Raw genomic sequence first — 16,612 nt, 5'->3', positions numbered from 1 at the left:
GATTACTCTCCTTTTGTGTTCTCTAAAAATGTTACTGCACGATGTAAACTATCTTCGAGTTCTGCCTTTACACGTTGCATTTGCTCCATTTTTTCGTCTAGCGTTTGCACTTGTTGTTCAAGCATCTCTTTAATTTCTTGAATCACTTCACGGTCACGAGGATTTTCACTACTTCTTCTTTGCTCCATTCTTTCTTTTAACGATAAAAAATGCTGCATCTCTTGAAGCGTAATTCCTAACACTTCTTTCGCTTCCACAATTTTTTTAATTCTGGCGATATCCCCGTCTGTATACAGGCGAATGTTCCCCTCACTACGTTCAGGGGGATGAATTAAACCAATTTCCTCATAATAACGAAGTGTACGTTTTGTCAAACCAACTTGCTTTGTTACTTCATCAATTTTATACATGTTTATTCCTCCCTTCACTTGATTATTACATTTTACGTTAACGTTAACTTTTGTGCAACTGTTAGACTTTTGTAAATGTTTGTCATATTCAATTGTATTTTCCCTAAAGCAGTTTCATAATGAAAGAAAAGAGATAATAAGGAGAATTTCACATGAGTAAACCACTTATTTTCGCTCACCGCGGAGTAAAAGGAACACATCCCGAAAATACGATGATTGCCTTCCAAGAAGCAGAACGCATTGGCGCTCACGGAATTGAACTCGATGTCCACTTATCAAAAGATGGTGAACTTGTCGTAATTCACGATGAAACCGTCGATCGTACAACAAATGGCGTTGGACTTGTTTCGGAAAAAACGGTAGAGGAACTACAATCATTGGACGCTGGTAGCTATAAAGACCCTTCTTTCCATGAAGCAAAAATCCCAACGTTGCGTGAGGTTTTCATTTGGCTTTCCACAACGAACTTACAACTAAATATTGAATTAAAGACAGATGTTATTCATTACCCAAATATTGAGGAAAAAGCTGTTGCACTTGTGCGTGAATATCATCTTTCTAATCAAATTGTATTTTCATCATTTAACCATGACTCTGTTTCATTATTAGCAGAAATTGCTCCTGAAATCCCAAGAGCAATTTTATATGATACACCACTTGCTGATCCAATTGCCGAAGCAAAACATAGAGAAGCAAATGGATTACATCCAAACTTCCAGTTATTAACGAAAGAATTTGTGCAGTTAGCACAAGAGCAAGGGTATGTTTTCCGTCCATATACAATTAATGAATACAAAGATTTACAAACTATGATTGATTATGGTGTAGATGTCATCATTACTGATTGGCCAGCACGTGCCTTTGAGCTCCTTTCTTAATGGAAGAGGCTTTTTTATTTTCGAAATTTCATTGTTTAAAATAAATGAAAACCCTCAATACTAATACAATAACGCTTGTATTAATGAGGGGCTGAAAAAAGATGGATCAAACTATGAATCCAAAACTTAAAAAATATAAACGTCTTTTCTTCACCGCAATGTTTTCTTGCGTCCTTTTCTTCGTTTTTTCTTTTTTTGTTATTATTATAGTTGCAAAAATTATGGGACCTCCTCCTGTTGCGGTCCCGCAAACAAGCGTCTTTTACGCAAATGATGACACTGTTATAGGACAAAGTAATGAAATGCAAAAACGTTACAATGTATCTCTTAATGAAATTTCACCTTATGTAAAAGAGGCGACACTATCTATTGAAGATCAACGATTCTACAAACATCATGGCTTTGATATGAAACGTATTGCTGGTGCCATTGTTGCCGATTTAAAAGCGATGGCAAAAGTCCAAGGTGCTAGTACGATTACACAACAGTATGCTCGTAACCTTTACTTAGATCATGATAAAACGTGGAAACGTAAACTATTAGAAGCAATGTACACAATTCGCCTTGAGGTGAATTATAATAAAAATCATATTTTAGAAGGATATTTAAATACAATTTATTACGGACATGGCGCTTATGGCATCGAAGCTGCATCCCGTCTATATTTCGATAAAACGGCAAAAGAGTTAACATTAGCAGAAGCTAGTATGCTCGCAGGTATCCCGAAAGGGCCAAGTGTCTATTCGCCCTTTTTGAAAGAGGATCGTGCGAAAGGACGACAAGCTCTCATATTAGATGAAATGGTAGAACAAGGATATATTACGAAGCAACAAGCAGCCTTAGCGAAGAAAGAGCCACTAACTTTTGCCTCATTAGATACGAAAAAAGTAGCAGAGGTCGCACCATATTTCCAAGATGCTGTACAAGCTTCGCTCCTTCGTGATGTTGGATTAGACGAACAAGCTTTACAACGGGGTGGCTTGCGAATTTATACAACGCTAGACCCTAAACTACAAGCTGTAGCAGAACAAGCTGTAAAAGATCACATACCTGACACAACAAACATACAAACTGCTCTCGTCTCTATGAATCCAAAGACAGGTGAAGTGGCTGCTCTTGTTGGTGGAACTGATTATACTACAAGTCAATTTAACAGGGCTACACAAGCCATTCGTCAGCCTGGTTCTACATTTAAGCCATTTCTATATTATGCGGCATTAGAACGAGGATTCACGCCTGCTACGCGCTTAAAAAGCGAATATACTGTATTCACCTTAGGTGACGGCGTTTCAAAGTATAAACCGAAGAACTATAAAGATTATTATGCAGATGATTTCGTAACGATGGCACAAGCTCTCGCAGTCTCTGATAACATTTATGCTGTGAAAACGAATTTGTTTTTAGGCGATGACGCGCTTGCAAAAACAGCGAAACAATTTGGAATTAAAAGTGCATTAAAAGATGTTCCTTCTCTAGCTCTTGGTACATCACCAGTAAAACCAATTGAAATGGTTAACGCTTATAGCATGTTCGCAAATGGTGGAAAAGAAGTAAAACCTACTTTCATTCGCCGCATTATGGATCATGAAGGAAATATATTATACGATGCTCATTTAGAGAGTAAACAAGTTCTCGACAAGAGCAAAGCGTTTGTAATGGAAGAAATGATGACTGGTATGTTTAATAAGAAACTAAGCAGCTATGCTGCTGTAACTGGTCAATCGATGTTATCCAAACTATCAAGAACATATGCCGGCAAATCTGGTTCTACTGAAACGGATAGTTGGATGATTGGATTTACTCCGCAAATCGTAACTGGTGTGTGGGTCGGATATGATCAACCTAAATCTATTTCAAACGTAGCAGAACAAGGATATGCGAAGAAAATATGGACTGATACGATGGAGAAAGGGTTAGATGGACAACCAAAAAAAGAATTTAAACAACCAAGTGACGTCGTAGCGGTTAATATCAATCCAGAGAACGGTAAAATTGCTACAAAAAATTGTCCTATTTCTGTGAAAATGTATTTCGCTAAAGGTACCGAACCGACTGAATATTGTATGGATCACGTCGATGATAAAGAAGAATTTGAAAAAACGACTGAAGAAAAGAAAAAAACAAGTTGGTGGAAAAAATATCTTCCTTGGTAAAAAAATAGCTGACGGGCATCCGTCAGCTATTTTTTATTCACTTAATAATGCACGGCGCAATTCTTCACTAGATTCGTTCCAAATCGCTTCATTATGTTCTTTCAAGAACGTACCAAGTACTTTTTTAGATGATTCATCCATATGTTCAACCATAATGTGACGCTTCAATGATTTATCCATTTTATTTACGTGCTCTGGAAGTGATTTATATCCGCGGCGAATTTCACGGTCTACTGTCATTTCACAAGCTGTTACACCTGCGTAATACGCACCTGTCGCAGTTCTTTCAATCGTTACCCAAACAAGCCAAAATGGTTTTCCGTTTGGAACTTCATCTTTATTTGTTAAAAACTTAATACCTTTTTCTACTGTACTACGCGCGTGCATCGCACCAATATCAACGAATGCAGTTTTCTCTAGTACATCAACAAATACAGGTGAAATGTTTTCTAAGCTTAATGCCCCAACACCAAATCCACCATGTCCATCTGTTGAATCATTTTTCACGATATTAAAACCGATTTTTTTCTTTTTCTCTGTCATATGTAAAATCCTCCTCACTTAAAAATTATAAAAGGCCAAAAATAGGCGCAATGATGCTATCTAAAAATACAAATACATGCGGAATAACTACCTGGAAAATAGGTTGAATTGTGTAATTACTAAGCGGTGTAATAACGAGAATTAATAACGCAATTGCCCCGTATTTTTCATACTGTGTCATTTTCGCGCGAATATTTGCTGGCGCTAAATCTTCCACTACACGATACCCATCAAGTGGCGGGATCGGTAATAAGTTAAATACAAGTAAAACGATATTCAGCATAATAAAAATCTGGAAAAATTGAGCTAACGTATCTGCTACTGCAGATGGAATTGAGTATAATACACCAAATTTTAATAAGCTATACCAAATAATTAAACCAATTGCGCTTAAAATTAAATTACTAATCGGCCCCGCAATTGAAACTAATACACCTGCAAGACGCGGTCTTTTAAAGTTATATGGGTTAACAGGAACCGGTCTTGCCCAACCGAATCCAAGAATTAATACTGCAATCAAACCTATAGGATCTAAGTGTGCCATCGGTGATAAAGTCAAACGACCTTGTCTCTTTGCTGTATCGTCTCCAAATTTATATGCTACATATGCATGTGCAAATTCATGAACTGATAATGCGATAATAATGGCCATTGCTACCAAAGGAATTTGGTGCAACGGGTATCTAAATAACTGATCCATGCTTCATCTCCTCTTCCATATGTCAAAAAAAGAAATTATTTGTTTTTTCGATTGTTCTTCCCTATAATCCGCTATAATAAGAGTGTAACTTACATAAAAGGAGCGATTGTACATGCCATACGTAACAGTGAAAATGCTAGAAGGACGCACAGAAGAACAAAAGAAAGCTCTTGCTGAGAAAGTAACAGCAGCAGTAAGCGAAACAACTGGTGCTCCTGAAGAAAACATCGTTGTTTTCATCGAAGAAATGTCTAAAAACCATTATGCAGTTGGCGGAAAACGCTTAAGCGACAAATAATTTCAAGTTTTTTCATAAGAAGCAGCCATTAGCTGCTTCTTATTTCTTTCCTTCTAACAACTCAATAATTCTCTCTTTATATTTTCCTTTTCTTCCATCTTCATAGATTAAATCATGCGGATAGAATAGCTTTTGATCCGTTCTTTTCTTACCTGTAATCGCCTCAACAATATCCGACTCACGTGAAAGCTCTCTAAGCTCTCCGTTTGGCATAAGAAGTAGGATTGGTAGACGCTCTTCTTCTTCTCCTGCACGATAAAAGTCATACGGTAAGTCTGATGTTGAATCGACTACTAAATAATACTCCGGATCAAGTCCAATCTTTTTAAATAAACTACTTAATTCCATCCAATTATCTAAACCGTGTTTATCTGTAAACTCTACATATTTAAATAGATTTCGATTCATAAAACGGCGGCATAAATCGCTTAAAATTGGATCTTCTTCTTCCTGCCATACTTGGAAGTAGTAATACATAACGTTCTCGTCTAACTTTAAATAATCCTCTACTGTTACTTCTTCTTCAAATAAAGAATAGAAATGAACAGGATGATTTTTAAATGTATAATACTTCTCGTGCAGTAATTTCGCACGGTGTAAAATCTTCGTTAAAATAACTTCTGCACTTCGCGTTACCGGGTGGAAATATACTTGCCAATACATTTGATAACGACTCATAATGTAATGCTCAACAGCATGCATACCACTATTTTTAATGACTACTTGATTCCCATACGGACGCATTACACGCAGTATACGTTCCATATCGAAGTTTCCGTACTTTACGCCTGTAAAATAAGCATCTCTTAATAAATAATCCATACGATCCGCATCAATTTGACTCGAAATCATACTAATCGCTAATTTATTAGTAGACGTTTTTGCAATTACATCTGCTACCTTTTGTGGAAACTCCTTATCAACACGACTTAATACATCATTAATCTCCGTATCGCCTACGATAATCTTTTGCGTAAATTTCTCATGATCTAATGAAAATACTTTTTCAAACGAGTGAGAAAATGGGCCGTGGCCGACATCATGAAGTAATGCCGCACATAAACATAACAATCTATCTTCAGCATTCCAATTTGGTCTGCCATCAAACACATCATCAATCATACGACGAATAATTTCGTATACACCTAACGAATGAGTAAAGCGACTATGCTCTGCACCGTGAAATGTAAAAAATGTCGTTCCAAGCTGCTTAATACGGCGCAAGCGTTGAAATTCTTTCGTTCCGATTAAATCCCAAATAACACGATCACGCACGTGCACATATTTATGTACTGGGTCTTTAAACACTTTTGTTTCGCTGAGTTTGTCGTTTAAATATACCACTTTCCGACATCCCCCTTTCTTTACTACATTCTTACTTTATATTATAAACGAAATGAGAAACAGAAAGAAATGAAAGACTGTATTAATTCCCTTTATAAAAAGAAAAAATCACCTTTACCGAAGTAAAAGTGATTTCCTTTATACATTATTTACCTAAAACGAATTCAGCAACTTCGTCTAAGATCATATCTTTCCCTAGTGGGAAGTAACCTTTGTTTAAGTCTTCATTTTTAATTGTAAATACGTGGTTATTTTTAACAGCGTTCATGTTTTTCCAAATTGATTCTTCTTGGAATTCTTTTAAGCGCTGAGAACCGTCACCAGTTGTAAATACGAATAAGTAATCTGGGTTGTAATCGATTAAAGCTTCTTTTTGTACTTGTACTAACGGTTTATCAGTTGGTGTACCTTTAACTGCCGGTAGTTTTAAATCATTAAAGATTACGCTACCGTAACCGTAGTCACCGTATACGCGGAAAGCATTTGGATATGCAGCCATTTTCATAAATGTTGCTTCACCAGTTTTAGCGACGATTTTGTCATGTAATTTGCTTGCTTTTTCATCATACTTTTTGAACCATTCTTTTGTTTCTTTTTCTTTACCGAGGATTTGACCTACTTCTTCGAATTTTGGACGCCATTGATCTAATGGAGTGTTTAACATAACTGTTGGTGCAATTTTAGATAATTGGTCATAAATCTTTTCTTGACGATTATTTACAAGAATTAAATCTGGTTTTGCAGCAGCTACTGCTTCGATGTTAATTTTATCGCCCCAAGCAGAACCAACGGGTTTAACGTCTTTTAGTTTCTTTTCAATATGTGCATCAATTTTTTCTTGAGATGTATTAGCAGTAATAACCGGTTTCATACCGAAAATTAGTAATTCTTCTGTTGAACCACTAAGGTCAGCAATTTTCTTTGGGTTTGCAGGAATTTTAATTTCCCCTTTTGCATGTTTTACAGTGCGCTCTTCAGTCTTTGCATCTGCTTTCTTTTCTTCTTCTTTGTTAGAACAAGCTGCAAATAGTACAGAAGTCACAACTAGTACCATTGCTAATAGTGCCATTTTAAAATTCTTCATGTTCCCACTCCTTCTAGCTGTATTTATCTTATAAGTTACAATGAACTATAAGAAACAAAGATAACAATTAATTAATATATATTTATTAACTGTTGTTAATAACCCATTCTAACGGGCGTTCAACTTCCCATTCATATATAAGAAGCTCAACGTCCATTAGAAGCCCCCTCTTTACGAGGGGGTTCTACTTATGCTTTTTTACGCAATTGATTACTAATCATCGCTAAATCATATGTTAAACAAATTGGCTTACAGTTTACTGGACATGGAACGATTTGAGCTTCAATCTCAAATACGTTACGAAGTGTTTCACTTGTCATAACTTCATCTGGTGTTCCTTGTTTCATTAACTTACCTGCTTTTAATGCAATCATATGATCAGAGAAACGAGAAGCGTGGTTTAAGTCATGGATAACCATAACAATCGTTCTACCTTCTTCTTCATTTAACTTTTTCAATAAGTTTAATACTTCTAATTGATGAGCCATATCTAAGTACGTTGTTGGTTCATCCAATACAAGTAATTCTGTTCCTTGTGCAAGAGCCATTGCGATCCAAACACGTTGACGTTGGCCACCTGATAGCGCTTCTGCTGGACGATTCGCAAATTCTTTCATTCCTGTCACTTCAAGTGCCCAGTTAATGTAGCGATAATCCTCTTCTTTCAACGTGCCAAACCCTTTTTGATGAGGGAATCTTCCATATGACACAAGCTCAAATACAGTAAGACCCGTTGGCACTTCTGCAGTTTGTGGTAAAATCGCCATTTTCTTTGCAATTTCTTTCGTTGGCTGTTTCTCAATTGCTTTTCCGTCAAGATAAACAGTACCTTGCTTTGCCTTCAAAATACGAGACGCCGTTTTTAATAATGTGGACTTCCCACAACCATTTGGTCCAATAATTGTTGTAATTTTCCCTTCCGGAATTTCAACTGTTAACCCGTCAATAATTAAACCTTCATTATAGCCAACAGATACCGCATCCACCGCTAAAGTTGCCATACGAAAAGCCTCCCTTTATTTTGTCCTCATAAGTAAATAAATGAAATATGGTGCACCAATTACAGAAATAACAAGACCGACTGGTATTTCTGAAGTTGTTAATACACTTCTTGAAATTACGTCTGCAAATAAAAGTAAAAACGTTCCTATTAGCGCAGCTGTGGGCAACATAATTTGATGTTTACCACCAACAAGGCGCCTTGCTAAATGCGGGGCCATTAAACCGATAAAGCCAATTCCGCCTGCAACAGCAACAGATGCACCTGCTAAACAAACTGCAATAAATAATAATTTACGTCTTTCTTTTTCTACGTTTACACCAAGGCCAACTGCTGTAGAATCGCCTAGGTTCATTACATTTAATATGTGTGCTTTACTTATAGCAAGCGGTAAGAAAATAACCATCCATGGAAGTACACTTAATACGAATTTCCAATCTGTACCCCATAGACTTCCCGCCAGCCAAATCGTAGCAAAACGAAAATCGTTAGATGTCATCTTCATAGAGAAAATTAAACTAACAGCTCCAAATCCAGCTGCAACGGCAATACCGACAAGTATTAATCGAGTCGATGAAACGCCGTCTTTCCATGCTAGTAAATAAATAATTACCGCTGCTAATATCGCTCCAACTAGTGCGAAGAATGGAAGAATGAATACAGATAAAAATGTACCAGTCCCTACTTTCCCGAAGAAGAAGTAGACGAATATAACAACTGTTAATCCCGCTCCAGCATTAATACCTATAATACCTGGATCAGCAAGCGGATTTCGTGATAAACCTTGCAAAATCGCACCTGACATAGCTAAAGCAGATCCGACTAGTATAGCAATTACCATACGCGGCATACGGAATTCAAATAAAATAACAGACTGATCTTCAGCCCCTAGTCCAACCAATGACTTTAATACGTCCATTGGCGGGATTTTAAAAGTTCCTGTATTTAAACTAATAAGAAATATAGAAACGATTAGTCCTACTAAAATCGTTAATATAGAAATGTTCTTTTTTGTTAAGACACTCGTCCTCACATCTTTCCTCTCCCTTCATTACGTGCTAAGTAGAGGAAGAATGGAACCCCAATTAGCGCTGTAATTGCTCCAATTGGCGTTTCAAATGGCGGGTTAATAACGCGAGATAACATATCTGCACATTCAATTAACAGCCCACCTAAGACCGCAGAACATGGAATAACCCATCTATAGTCCGAGCCTACAAGAAAACGAGTCATATGCGGAATTACAAGACCAACAAATCCAACTGATCCTGCCATGGAAACTGCGGAACCCGTTAAAACAAGAACAAGTACTGTTCCGATAAATTTAATCAATGTCGTATTTTGACCAAGTCCAATTGCAATTTCTTCACCGAAGCTCAAAATTGTAATATATCTCGACATCATAATTGCGATAAAAAGACAAACAAGGCCAATTGGCACTAACATATTAATACTTTGCCATTTCACTCCAGCAACTCCGCCTGCATTCCACATGCTTACCTCTTGGGCAAGATTGAAATACAATGCGATTCCAGATGAAATTGCCCCTAATAAAGCACTAATAGCTGCACCTGCTAAAGCTAATTTCACAGGTGTTAATCCACCTGGTGAAGAAGACCCAATTCCATATACAATGCTTGCACCAAACGCAGCTCCAATAAAAGATGCGATAACAAACATTAAATAAGGTGAATTAGGAAAAAATGCATACATAATTGCAATTCCAAATACAGCCCCATCTGTAATCCCCATTAACGATGGTGAAGCAAGTGGATTTCGCGTCATACCTTGCATAATTGCTCCTGATACCGCTAAAAAGGCACCTGCAACTACGCCCCCTATTGCTCTAGGCATGCGAAGCTCTTGAATTACATTATGATGTGTAATAGATCCATCAAACTGAAATACAGCTTGCCATACAGTCTTTAAACTAATATCTGCAGCCCCAAAAGAAATAGAAACTGCCATGCTTAAAGCTAACAAAACTGTACCCGCTACTAAAATAATAGAAGCGATAAGCGGTCTGCTCTTAATCTCTTTAACATTCTCTTCTTGCTGTTCTATACTGCTTGCGCTCGCTTCCATCCCTCAACCATCCTAACTAACAACATATATTTATTGAAATGAAATTTATTCTCAAATAGTAATAAAAAAATTAGGTGAATTGTTATTTTCCTGATAATGATTATCAGAATCAGACACTTCTATTCTACCTATCGCTTTAAAAGACTGTCAACCATTATTTTGAAATATAAATTTATATAAATTGGAATTTCAATACAAAAGTTATATCTATCCTTTAGAAAACGTTCGTCCACACAAGAGTACTTTCGCAGAATAAATCATTCCTCTTATGGGCATAAAAAAGAAGAGTAATCTTTTCACTCTTCTTTTTCTTACTTATTTAACTTTGCTTCAATTTTTGCGATTAACTCATCTTCTGTTGGAGCCGCAACTGGACGGTTATTTACAAATGCGAATGATTTTTTACGACCAGGACCACAGTAAGACTGACATCCAACTTCAATCGTTGCACATGAATCTACTTTTTTTAACTTCGGAACTAACGTTTTAACGTTCGTTGCCTGACAGTCATCGCACACGCGAAACTCGTTTCCCATTATATAACACTTCCTCTATTTTAAACTTTTCTCAAGTACATTTAAAAATAAACACTAAATGGTATTTTACCGCTCTTTGAAGCTCGTTGCAAGTTTCCCTACAAAGCCTATTCTCTACATAATGCTACATATTTATATGCTCTCCTACAGAAGCGCTCACCATTCATGGGAAAATTTTTACCTTTCATCGAAATCTACCATATTTTTAAAAGCTTTGTATAAAAGTTTATTTTTTTGCCCATTATAAAAATAGGAAGTTCATAAAAAGAAAGGGAGTTGAATCTATGAAAGTAAGACAAGATGCTTGGACAGATGAGGATGATTTATTACTTGCTGAAACGGTACTTCGTCATGTTAGAGAAGGAAGTACGCAATTAAATGCATTTGAGGAAGTAGGGGATCAGTTAAATCGTACATCTGCTGCTTGTGGTTTCCGCTGGAATGCTGTTGTTCGCTATAGCTACGAACAAGCTCTTCAACTAGCAAAAAAACATCGTAAAGATAAAATGCGTGCTGCAAGCGGTGAACAAGCAAAAAAACGTTTACTTTATACACCACCAGCTTCAGATTCGATAACTGATTATGAAGAATTAGTACAAGAAGAATCAATCGTACAATATAAAGAAGCTATTCCATATCAAGAATCTACTGCTCCTGCTGCAAGAAGCTCTATGACAATGCAAGATGTTATTTATTTTTTACAAACAGTCGGATCTTCAAATATAAAAGTGACAGCTCTTGAAAACGAGAATACGAGATTGAAACAAGAAATTAAAGCACAAATCCTTCGGAATGAGGAACTAGAAAAGAAACTAGAAAAATTGGAAAAGCAATCTCATACTGTACAAGAAGATTACGAAACACTTATGAACATTATGAACCGAGCTCGTAAATTGGCAGTCATGGATGACGAAGAACGTTCTCAAACATCTTTCCGAATGGACCGAAACGGTAATTTAGAAAAAATTGCAGAATAAAAAGGATGCATGTAATGCATCCTTTTTATTATTTCACCTATAAGCTCCCCCTTTATATGTGAGAAAACTCCATTCTTCATTTTTTGCTATAATAGAGATTGTCATTTTAAAGATAAGGGGTTAGTTATATGAGCAATTCCCGTTCCATTTTATCTCAGCCAGAGTGGCGCATTGTAGATCAATCTAGTTTGGGACCAACATTCCATGCACTTCAGTCATTCGCAATGGATGACACATTATGCACAAGCATTGGAAATGGCAAGTCAGCCGCAACAATGCGTTCTTGGGTTCATCACAATACAATTGTCCTTGGCATTCAAGATTCACGCCTTCCGCATTTAGAAGAAGGTATTTCTTTTTTAAAACAAAACAACTTCAATGTTATTGTCCGTAATTCTGGCGGGCTTGCGGTCGTGCTTGATGAAGGTGTTTTAAACGTATCACTTTTATTCCAAGAAACAGAAAAAGGTATCGATATTGATCTTGGATACGATACAATGTGGCATTTGATTAAGGAGATGTTAAAGGATTACGACGTTACTATCGAGGCAAAAGAAATTGTCGGCTCTTACTGTCCTGGTAGTTATGACTTAAGTATTCGCGATCAAAAATTCGCTGGTATTTCACAACGTCGTATTCGCGGCGGTGTCGCTGTCCAAATCTATCTCTGCGCTACCGGAAGTGGCTCTGAGCGTGCCGCACTCGTTCGTGATTTTTACAGCCTAGCAATTCAAGGGGAAGAAACACGCTTTACGTACCCTGAAATTGTACCAAGTACGATGGCCTCACTCTCAGAATTACTTGGCGAAACCATTACAGTACAAGATTTAATGATGCGTCTTTTAAAAACATTGCAGCAATTCGCTCCAAAGTTAACACCATCTCAATTAACAATAGATGAGATTCCTTTATATGAGACGAATTTACAACGTATTATTGATCGTAATAATAAAGCACTTGGTTTAGAAAAATAAAGACCGTCGCTATAATAGCGACGGTCTTTATTTCAATTCATTATAGAATTAAAGTGCTTGAGCTGCTGTAATTAAAGCTAACTTGTACACTTCTTCTTCGTTACATCCACGAGATAGGTCATTTACAGGCATGTTTAAGCCTTGTAAGATTGGCCCTACTGCTTCGAAGTTACCTAAACGTTGAGCGATTTTGTAGCCGATATTACCAGCTTCTAAGCTTGGGAATACGAATACGTTAGCATCACCTTTAATTGTAGAACCTGGAGCTTTTTTCTCAGCTACAGATGGTACGAATGCAGCATCGAATTGGAATTCTCCATCTAAAGTTAACTCAGGAGCCATTTCTTTTGCAATGCGAGTTGCTTCTACAACTTTTTCTGTTTCTGGAGATTTCGCAGAACCTTTTGTAGAGAAGCTTAACATAGCAACGCGTGGATCAATGCCGAATAACTCAGCAGTTTTCGCACTTTCGATACCGATTTCAGCTAAATCTTGACTGTTTGGTGCAATGTTAATTGCGCAATCAGCGAATACATATTTCTCTTCTTCACGTACCATGATGAATACGCCAGAAGTTTTTGTAACGCCTGGTTTTGTTTTAATAATTTGAAGTGCTGGACGAACTGTATCAGCTGTAGAGTGAGCTGCACCACTTACTAGACCGTGTGCTTTGCCCATGTATACAAGCATTGTACCGAAGTAGTTTTCGTCTTTAAGGATTTTGCGAGCGTCTTCTTCAGTTGCTTTACCTTTACGGCGTTCAACGAAAGATGCTACCATTGCATCCATTTCTTCGTATGTAGCTGGGTCGTAAATATCAACGCCTGCTAATGTTAAATTCATGCTAGCAGCTTTTGCGCTAATTTCTTCTCTATTACCAACTAAGATTGGTTTTACTAACTCTTCTTTTGCTAAACGCTCTGCAGCGCCTAAAATTCTTTCATCAGTTCCTTCAGGAAGTACGATAGAAATGCCTTTTCCTTGAACTTTTTCTTTTACTGTTGTAAATAAGTTGCTCACGAATAAACCCTCCTACATATGTTAAAAAAACTCTATCTTTAAGAATACTGCTTTTCTTCTATATTTTAAACTTATAGCTCCCAAAAAATAGATAAAATAAAAATGATTATATTTTCATAAAATTCAGCCGTTAAATTCACCTTGCTTAAACACTTAAATGTGACAATTTTATGCGCCAAGGTTTTATATAGATGATTTTAAAACTATATATGCTATAGTTAACGTGTAAAACTATCATTAACTGAGGTGAATAGAATGAGTGAAGCAACAACAACGTTAGATGGCTGGTATTGTTTACATGATTTACGTTCTATTGATTGGGCTGCATGGAAAACATTATCTAGCGACGAACGCGGACAAGCAGTGTCTGAATTTTTAAATGTCGTTGAAAAATGGAACGAAGTAGCTACTGCGAAAAAAGGTAGTCACGCAATGTATACAGTTGTTGGCCAAAAAGCTGATATTATGCTTATGATTTTACGTCCAACAATGGAAGAGTTAAATGAAATTGAGACAGAATTGAATAAAACAACTTTAGCTGAATATATGGTTCCTGCATATTCTTACGTATCTGTTGTTGAATTAAGCAACTATCTTCCAGCTGATGAGGATCCATACCAAAACCCGCAAATTTTAGCTCGCTTATATCCTGAATTGCCGAAAGCAAATCATATTTGCTTCTATCCAATGGATAAGCGTCGCCAAGGTGATGACAACTGGTACATGCTTCCTATGGAAGAGCGTAAAAAAATGATGTACAGTCATAGTAAAATTGGACGTCAATACGCAGGTAAAGTACGCCAAGTGATTTCAGGATCTGTTGGATTCGACGATTTCGAATGGGGCGTAACATTATTCGCTGACGATGTTCTTCAATTTAAAAAACTTATATATGAAATGCGCTTCGATGAAGTAAGTGCTCGTTATGGTGAATTTGGAACATTCTTCGTTGGAAACATTTTACCAGACGAAAAAGTAGAGAAATTTTTACACATATAAATGGTGAAAAGGAACGAAATTCGTTCCTTTTTTTATTCTTCTCTATATTTATCCTCAAAAATCCCCTTTTTTCTGCACTTTTGAAGAAAAACCGACATTTTTTCAAATTTATTGTAAAATTGTAACCTTTTTATATGTAAAGATATGCTAAAATGATACGAGCTATATGCTAAATAACGATGCGAAGGTGATAATCTATATGAAAAAAATTTTGTCTATTTTACTATTGCTTGTATTGTCAATTTCTTCCTTAGGAGTAACAACATCCCATGCGGAAGAAAAAATACATATTGAGGCAGCCGCTGCACTTTTATTTGATGCAGATACAGGAAAAATACTTCACGAGCAAAATCCAGATGAATTGCTAGCTATTGCTAGTATGTCGAAATTAATTGTTGTTTACGCTGTTTTAGAAGCAATTAAAGAAGGAAAAATCACATGGGATACGAAAGTAAATATTTCTGATTACGCTTATGAAGTCTCTCGTAATAATGAATTCTCTAATGTACCGTTCGAAAAAGGACGTCAATATACTGTAAAAGAATTATATCATTCTATTGTTATATTCTCTGCAAATGGATCTAGTATCGCTTTAGCAGAACTTCTTGCAGGAAGTGAGAAAAACTTCTTAAATCTTGCAAATGAACATGCTAAAAAGCTAGGATTAAAGAAATATAAATTTGTAAACGCTACGGGCTTAAATAACGCTGACTTAAAAGGAAAACATCCTGAGGGTACTGATCCAAATGCAGAAAACTCTATGTCAGCTCGTGATATGGGTATGCTTTCAAAAGCAATGATTACAAAGTATCCAGAAATGCTAGAGGATACAAAACAAAGATTTAGAAACTTCCCAGACAATCACCCAAAACCAATTCGTATGGAAAACTGGAATTGGATGTTACCAGGAGCTGCTTTCGCTTATGAAGGTACTGATGGTTTAAAAACTGGAAGTTCTGATACAGCTGGATACGGATTTACTATTACTGCTAAACGTGGTGATGTACGTCTTATCTCGGTTATTATTAAAACAAAATCAATGGATGAACGTTTCACAGAATCTCGTGAATTAATTGAATATGGATTTAATAACTTTGAAAAACAAAAACTAAAAGTTAATAAGAACAATACAATCTCTGTAGTAAAAGGGAAAGAAGACCAAGTAACTGTTGCACCCGAAAAAGAAATAACAGTAATTGCGAAAAAAGGTAGCAAAGAACCTTATAAAATTGGGACTGAATTAGATAAATCTCTTGCTGAAGATGGACATTTAGTTGCTCCTATTAAGAAAGATGCCAAAGTAGGCTCAATTACTTTAGAATCAACTGATAAATATGGTTTCTTAGACGGTAGTAAAAGTATGAAAGTTACTGCAAAAACGACAGAGGAAGTTGAAAAAGCAAATTGGTTTGTGTTAACAATGCGCTCTATTGGTGATTTCTTCTCAAACTTATGGTCTAAAGTTTTTTAATAAAAAAGCTGGCTCACGCTAGCTTTTTTTATTTTCCGCTCTCAATGTAAAACTTCGTTTGGTTGTCATATCTGAGCCCTTTTCCTCATACGTATGAACTAGTAATTGTTACACACTTCATCTAGAGATAAACCTCTTTC

At 36.4% G+C, this 16,612-nt stretch carries 17 protein-coding genes; 7 read left to right on the top strand and 10 right to left on the bottom strand.

The features are described from left to right. Nucleotides 1-2 precede the first annotated feature (2 nt). Nucleotides 3-410 carry a MerR family transcriptional regulator gene (locus tag ACTFRY_RS23735; protein WP_061664282.1) on the bottom strand — a complete coding sequence of 136 codons (408 nt, stop codon included), beginning with the start codon at nucleotides 408-410 and terminating at the stop codon, nucleotides 3-5. Nucleotides 411-562: 152 nt separating this feature from the next. Here ACTFRY_RS23735 and ACTFRY_RS23730 point away from each other — a divergent pair, with 152 nt between their 5' ends. Continuing rightward, nucleotides 563-1,288 (top strand): glycerophosphodiester phosphodiesterase, encoded by a 726-nt coding sequence (locus ACTFRY_RS23730; protein WP_000042786.1) that lies wholly within the window; start codon nucleotides 563-565, stop codon nucleotides 1,286-1,288. Nucleotides 1,289-1,389: 101 nt separating this feature from the next. Then, nucleotides 1,390-3,441, top strand: a complete 2,052-nt coding sequence (locus ACTFRY_RS23725) for a transglycosylase domain-containing protein (protein WP_000372965.1) — start codon at nucleotides 1,390-1,392, stop codon at nucleotides 3,439-3,441. 33 nt (nucleotides 3,442-3,474) lie between these two features. On the opposite strand, the gene ACTFRY_RS23720 is transcribed toward ACTFRY_RS23725, so the two are convergent. Continuing rightward, on the bottom strand, nucleotides 3,475-3,984 hold the full coding sequence (locus ACTFRY_RS23720; protein ID WP_016118957.1) for a YwhD family protein: 510 nt from the start codon (nucleotides 3,982-3,984) through the stop codon (nucleotides 3,475-3,477). A gap of 25 nt (nucleotides 3,985-4,009) precedes the next feature. Further along, nucleotides 4,010-4,684, bottom strand: a complete 675-nt coding sequence (locus ACTFRY_RS23715) for a site-2 protease family protein (RefSeq protein WP_000372456.1) — start codon at nucleotides 4,682-4,684, stop codon at nucleotides 4,010-4,012. Between the two features lie 112 nt (nucleotides 4,685-4,796). On the opposite strand from ACTFRY_RS23715, the gene ACTFRY_RS23710 reads away from it, so the two are divergent. Continuing rightward, a complete protein-coding gene (locus tag ACTFRY_RS23710) occupies nucleotides 4,797-4,982 on the top strand; it encodes a 2-hydroxymuconate tautomerase (RefSeq protein ID WP_001147171.1) in 186 nt (61 codons plus the stop codon). A gap of 39 nt (nucleotides 4,983-5,021) precedes the next feature. Here ACTFRY_RS23710 and ACTFRY_RS23705 read toward each other — a convergent pair whose 3' ends face one another. From ACTFRY_RS23705 to ACTFRY_RS23680, 6 genes are all read right to left on the bottom strand, one after another. Beyond that, complete coding sequence (locus tag ACTFRY_RS23705) at nucleotides 5,022-6,326, bottom strand: HD domain-containing protein (protein WP_098616162.1); 1,305 nt, start codon at nucleotides 6,324-6,326, stop codon at nucleotides 5,022-5,024. Nucleotides 6,327-6,471: 145 nt separating this feature from the next. Beyond that, a complete protein-coding gene (locus ACTFRY_RS23700; protein WP_000787725.1) occupies nucleotides 6,472-7,410 on the bottom strand; it encodes an ABC transporter substrate-binding protein in 939 nt (312 codons plus the stop codon). A gap of 188 nt (nucleotides 7,411-7,598) precedes the next feature. Further along, nucleotides 7,599-8,411: an ABC transporter ATP-binding protein gene (locus ACTFRY_RS23695; protein WP_000212068.1), complete on the bottom strand. Its 813-nt coding sequence runs from the start codon at nucleotides 8,409-8,411 to the stop codon at nucleotides 7,599-7,601. A 15-nt stretch (nucleotides 8,412-8,426) separates the two neighbouring features. Beyond that, the gene (locus ACTFRY_RS23690; protein WP_001260757.1) at nucleotides 8,427-9,443 is read right to left on the bottom strand and encodes a FecCD family ABC transporter permease; all 1,017 of its coding nucleotides are present in this window, start codon (nucleotides 9,441-9,443) and stop codon (nucleotides 8,427-8,429) included. After that, on the bottom strand, nucleotides 9,440-10,495 hold the full coding sequence (locus tag ACTFRY_RS23685) for a FecCD family ABC transporter permease (RefSeq protein WP_000388296.1): 1,056 nt from the start codon (nucleotides 10,493-10,495) through the stop codon (nucleotides 9,440-9,442). The genes ACTFRY_RS23690 and ACTFRY_RS23685 overlap by 4 nt, the downstream gene beginning before the upstream one ends. 311 nt (nucleotides 10,496-10,806) lie before the next feature. Continuing rightward, the gene (locus tag ACTFRY_RS23680) at nucleotides 10,807-11,031 is read right to left on the bottom strand and encodes a DUF1450 domain-containing protein (protein WP_000526078.1); all 225 of its coding nucleotides are present in this window, start codon (nucleotides 11,029-11,031) and stop codon (nucleotides 10,807-10,809) included. Nucleotides 11,032-11,315: 284 nt separating this feature from the next. On the opposite strand from ACTFRY_RS23680, the gene ACTFRY_RS23675 reads away from it, so the two are divergent. Both ACTFRY_RS23675 and ACTFRY_RS23670 read left to right on the top strand, forming a co-directional pair. Next, entirely contained in the window at nucleotides 11,316-12,008 is a 693-nt protein-coding gene (locus ACTFRY_RS23675; RefSeq protein ID WP_000868358.1) for an RsfA family transcriptional regulator, read from the top strand. Between the two features lie 128 nt (nucleotides 12,009-12,136). Continuing rightward, complete coding sequence (locus ACTFRY_RS23670; RefSeq protein WP_000071952.1) at nucleotides 12,137-12,982, top strand: lipoate--protein ligase family protein; 846 nt, start codon at nucleotides 12,137-12,139, stop codon at nucleotides 12,980-12,982. A gap of 48 nt (nucleotides 12,983-13,030) precedes the next feature. Here ACTFRY_RS23670 and pta read toward each other — a convergent pair whose 3' ends face one another. Further along, the gene (gene pta, locus ACTFRY_RS23665) at nucleotides 13,031-14,002 is read right to left on the bottom strand and encodes a phosphate acetyltransferase (protein ID WP_000067225.1); all 972 of its coding nucleotides are present in this window, start codon (nucleotides 14,000-14,002) and stop codon (nucleotides 13,031-13,033) included. A gap of 255 nt (nucleotides 14,003-14,257) precedes the next feature. On the opposite strand from pta, the gene hemQ reads away from it, so the two are divergent. Both hemQ and ACTFRY_RS23655 read left to right on the top strand, forming a co-directional pair. After that, nucleotides 14,258-15,001: a hydrogen peroxide-dependent heme synthase gene (gene hemQ / locus ACTFRY_RS23660; RefSeq protein ID WP_001287595.1), complete on the top strand. Its 744-nt coding sequence runs from the start codon at nucleotides 14,258-14,260 to the stop codon at nucleotides 14,999-15,001. Nucleotides 15,002-15,200: 199 nt separating this feature from the next. Beyond that, complete coding sequence (locus ACTFRY_RS23655) at nucleotides 15,201-16,472, top strand: serine hydrolase (protein ID WP_000722867.1); 1,272 nt, start codon at nucleotides 15,201-15,203, stop codon at nucleotides 16,470-16,472. Nucleotides 16,473-16,612: the final 140 nt, after the last annotated feature.

It is taken from the genome of Bacillus cereus group sp. MYBK195-1, from assembly GCF_051916605.1.
GTDB lineage: Bacteria > Bacillota > Bacilli > Bacillales > Bacillaceae_G > Bacillus_A > Bacillus_A cereus.
The sequence above is the reverse complement of the archived record's forward strand: the minus strand, read 5'-3'. Positions and strand labels throughout refer to the sequence as shown.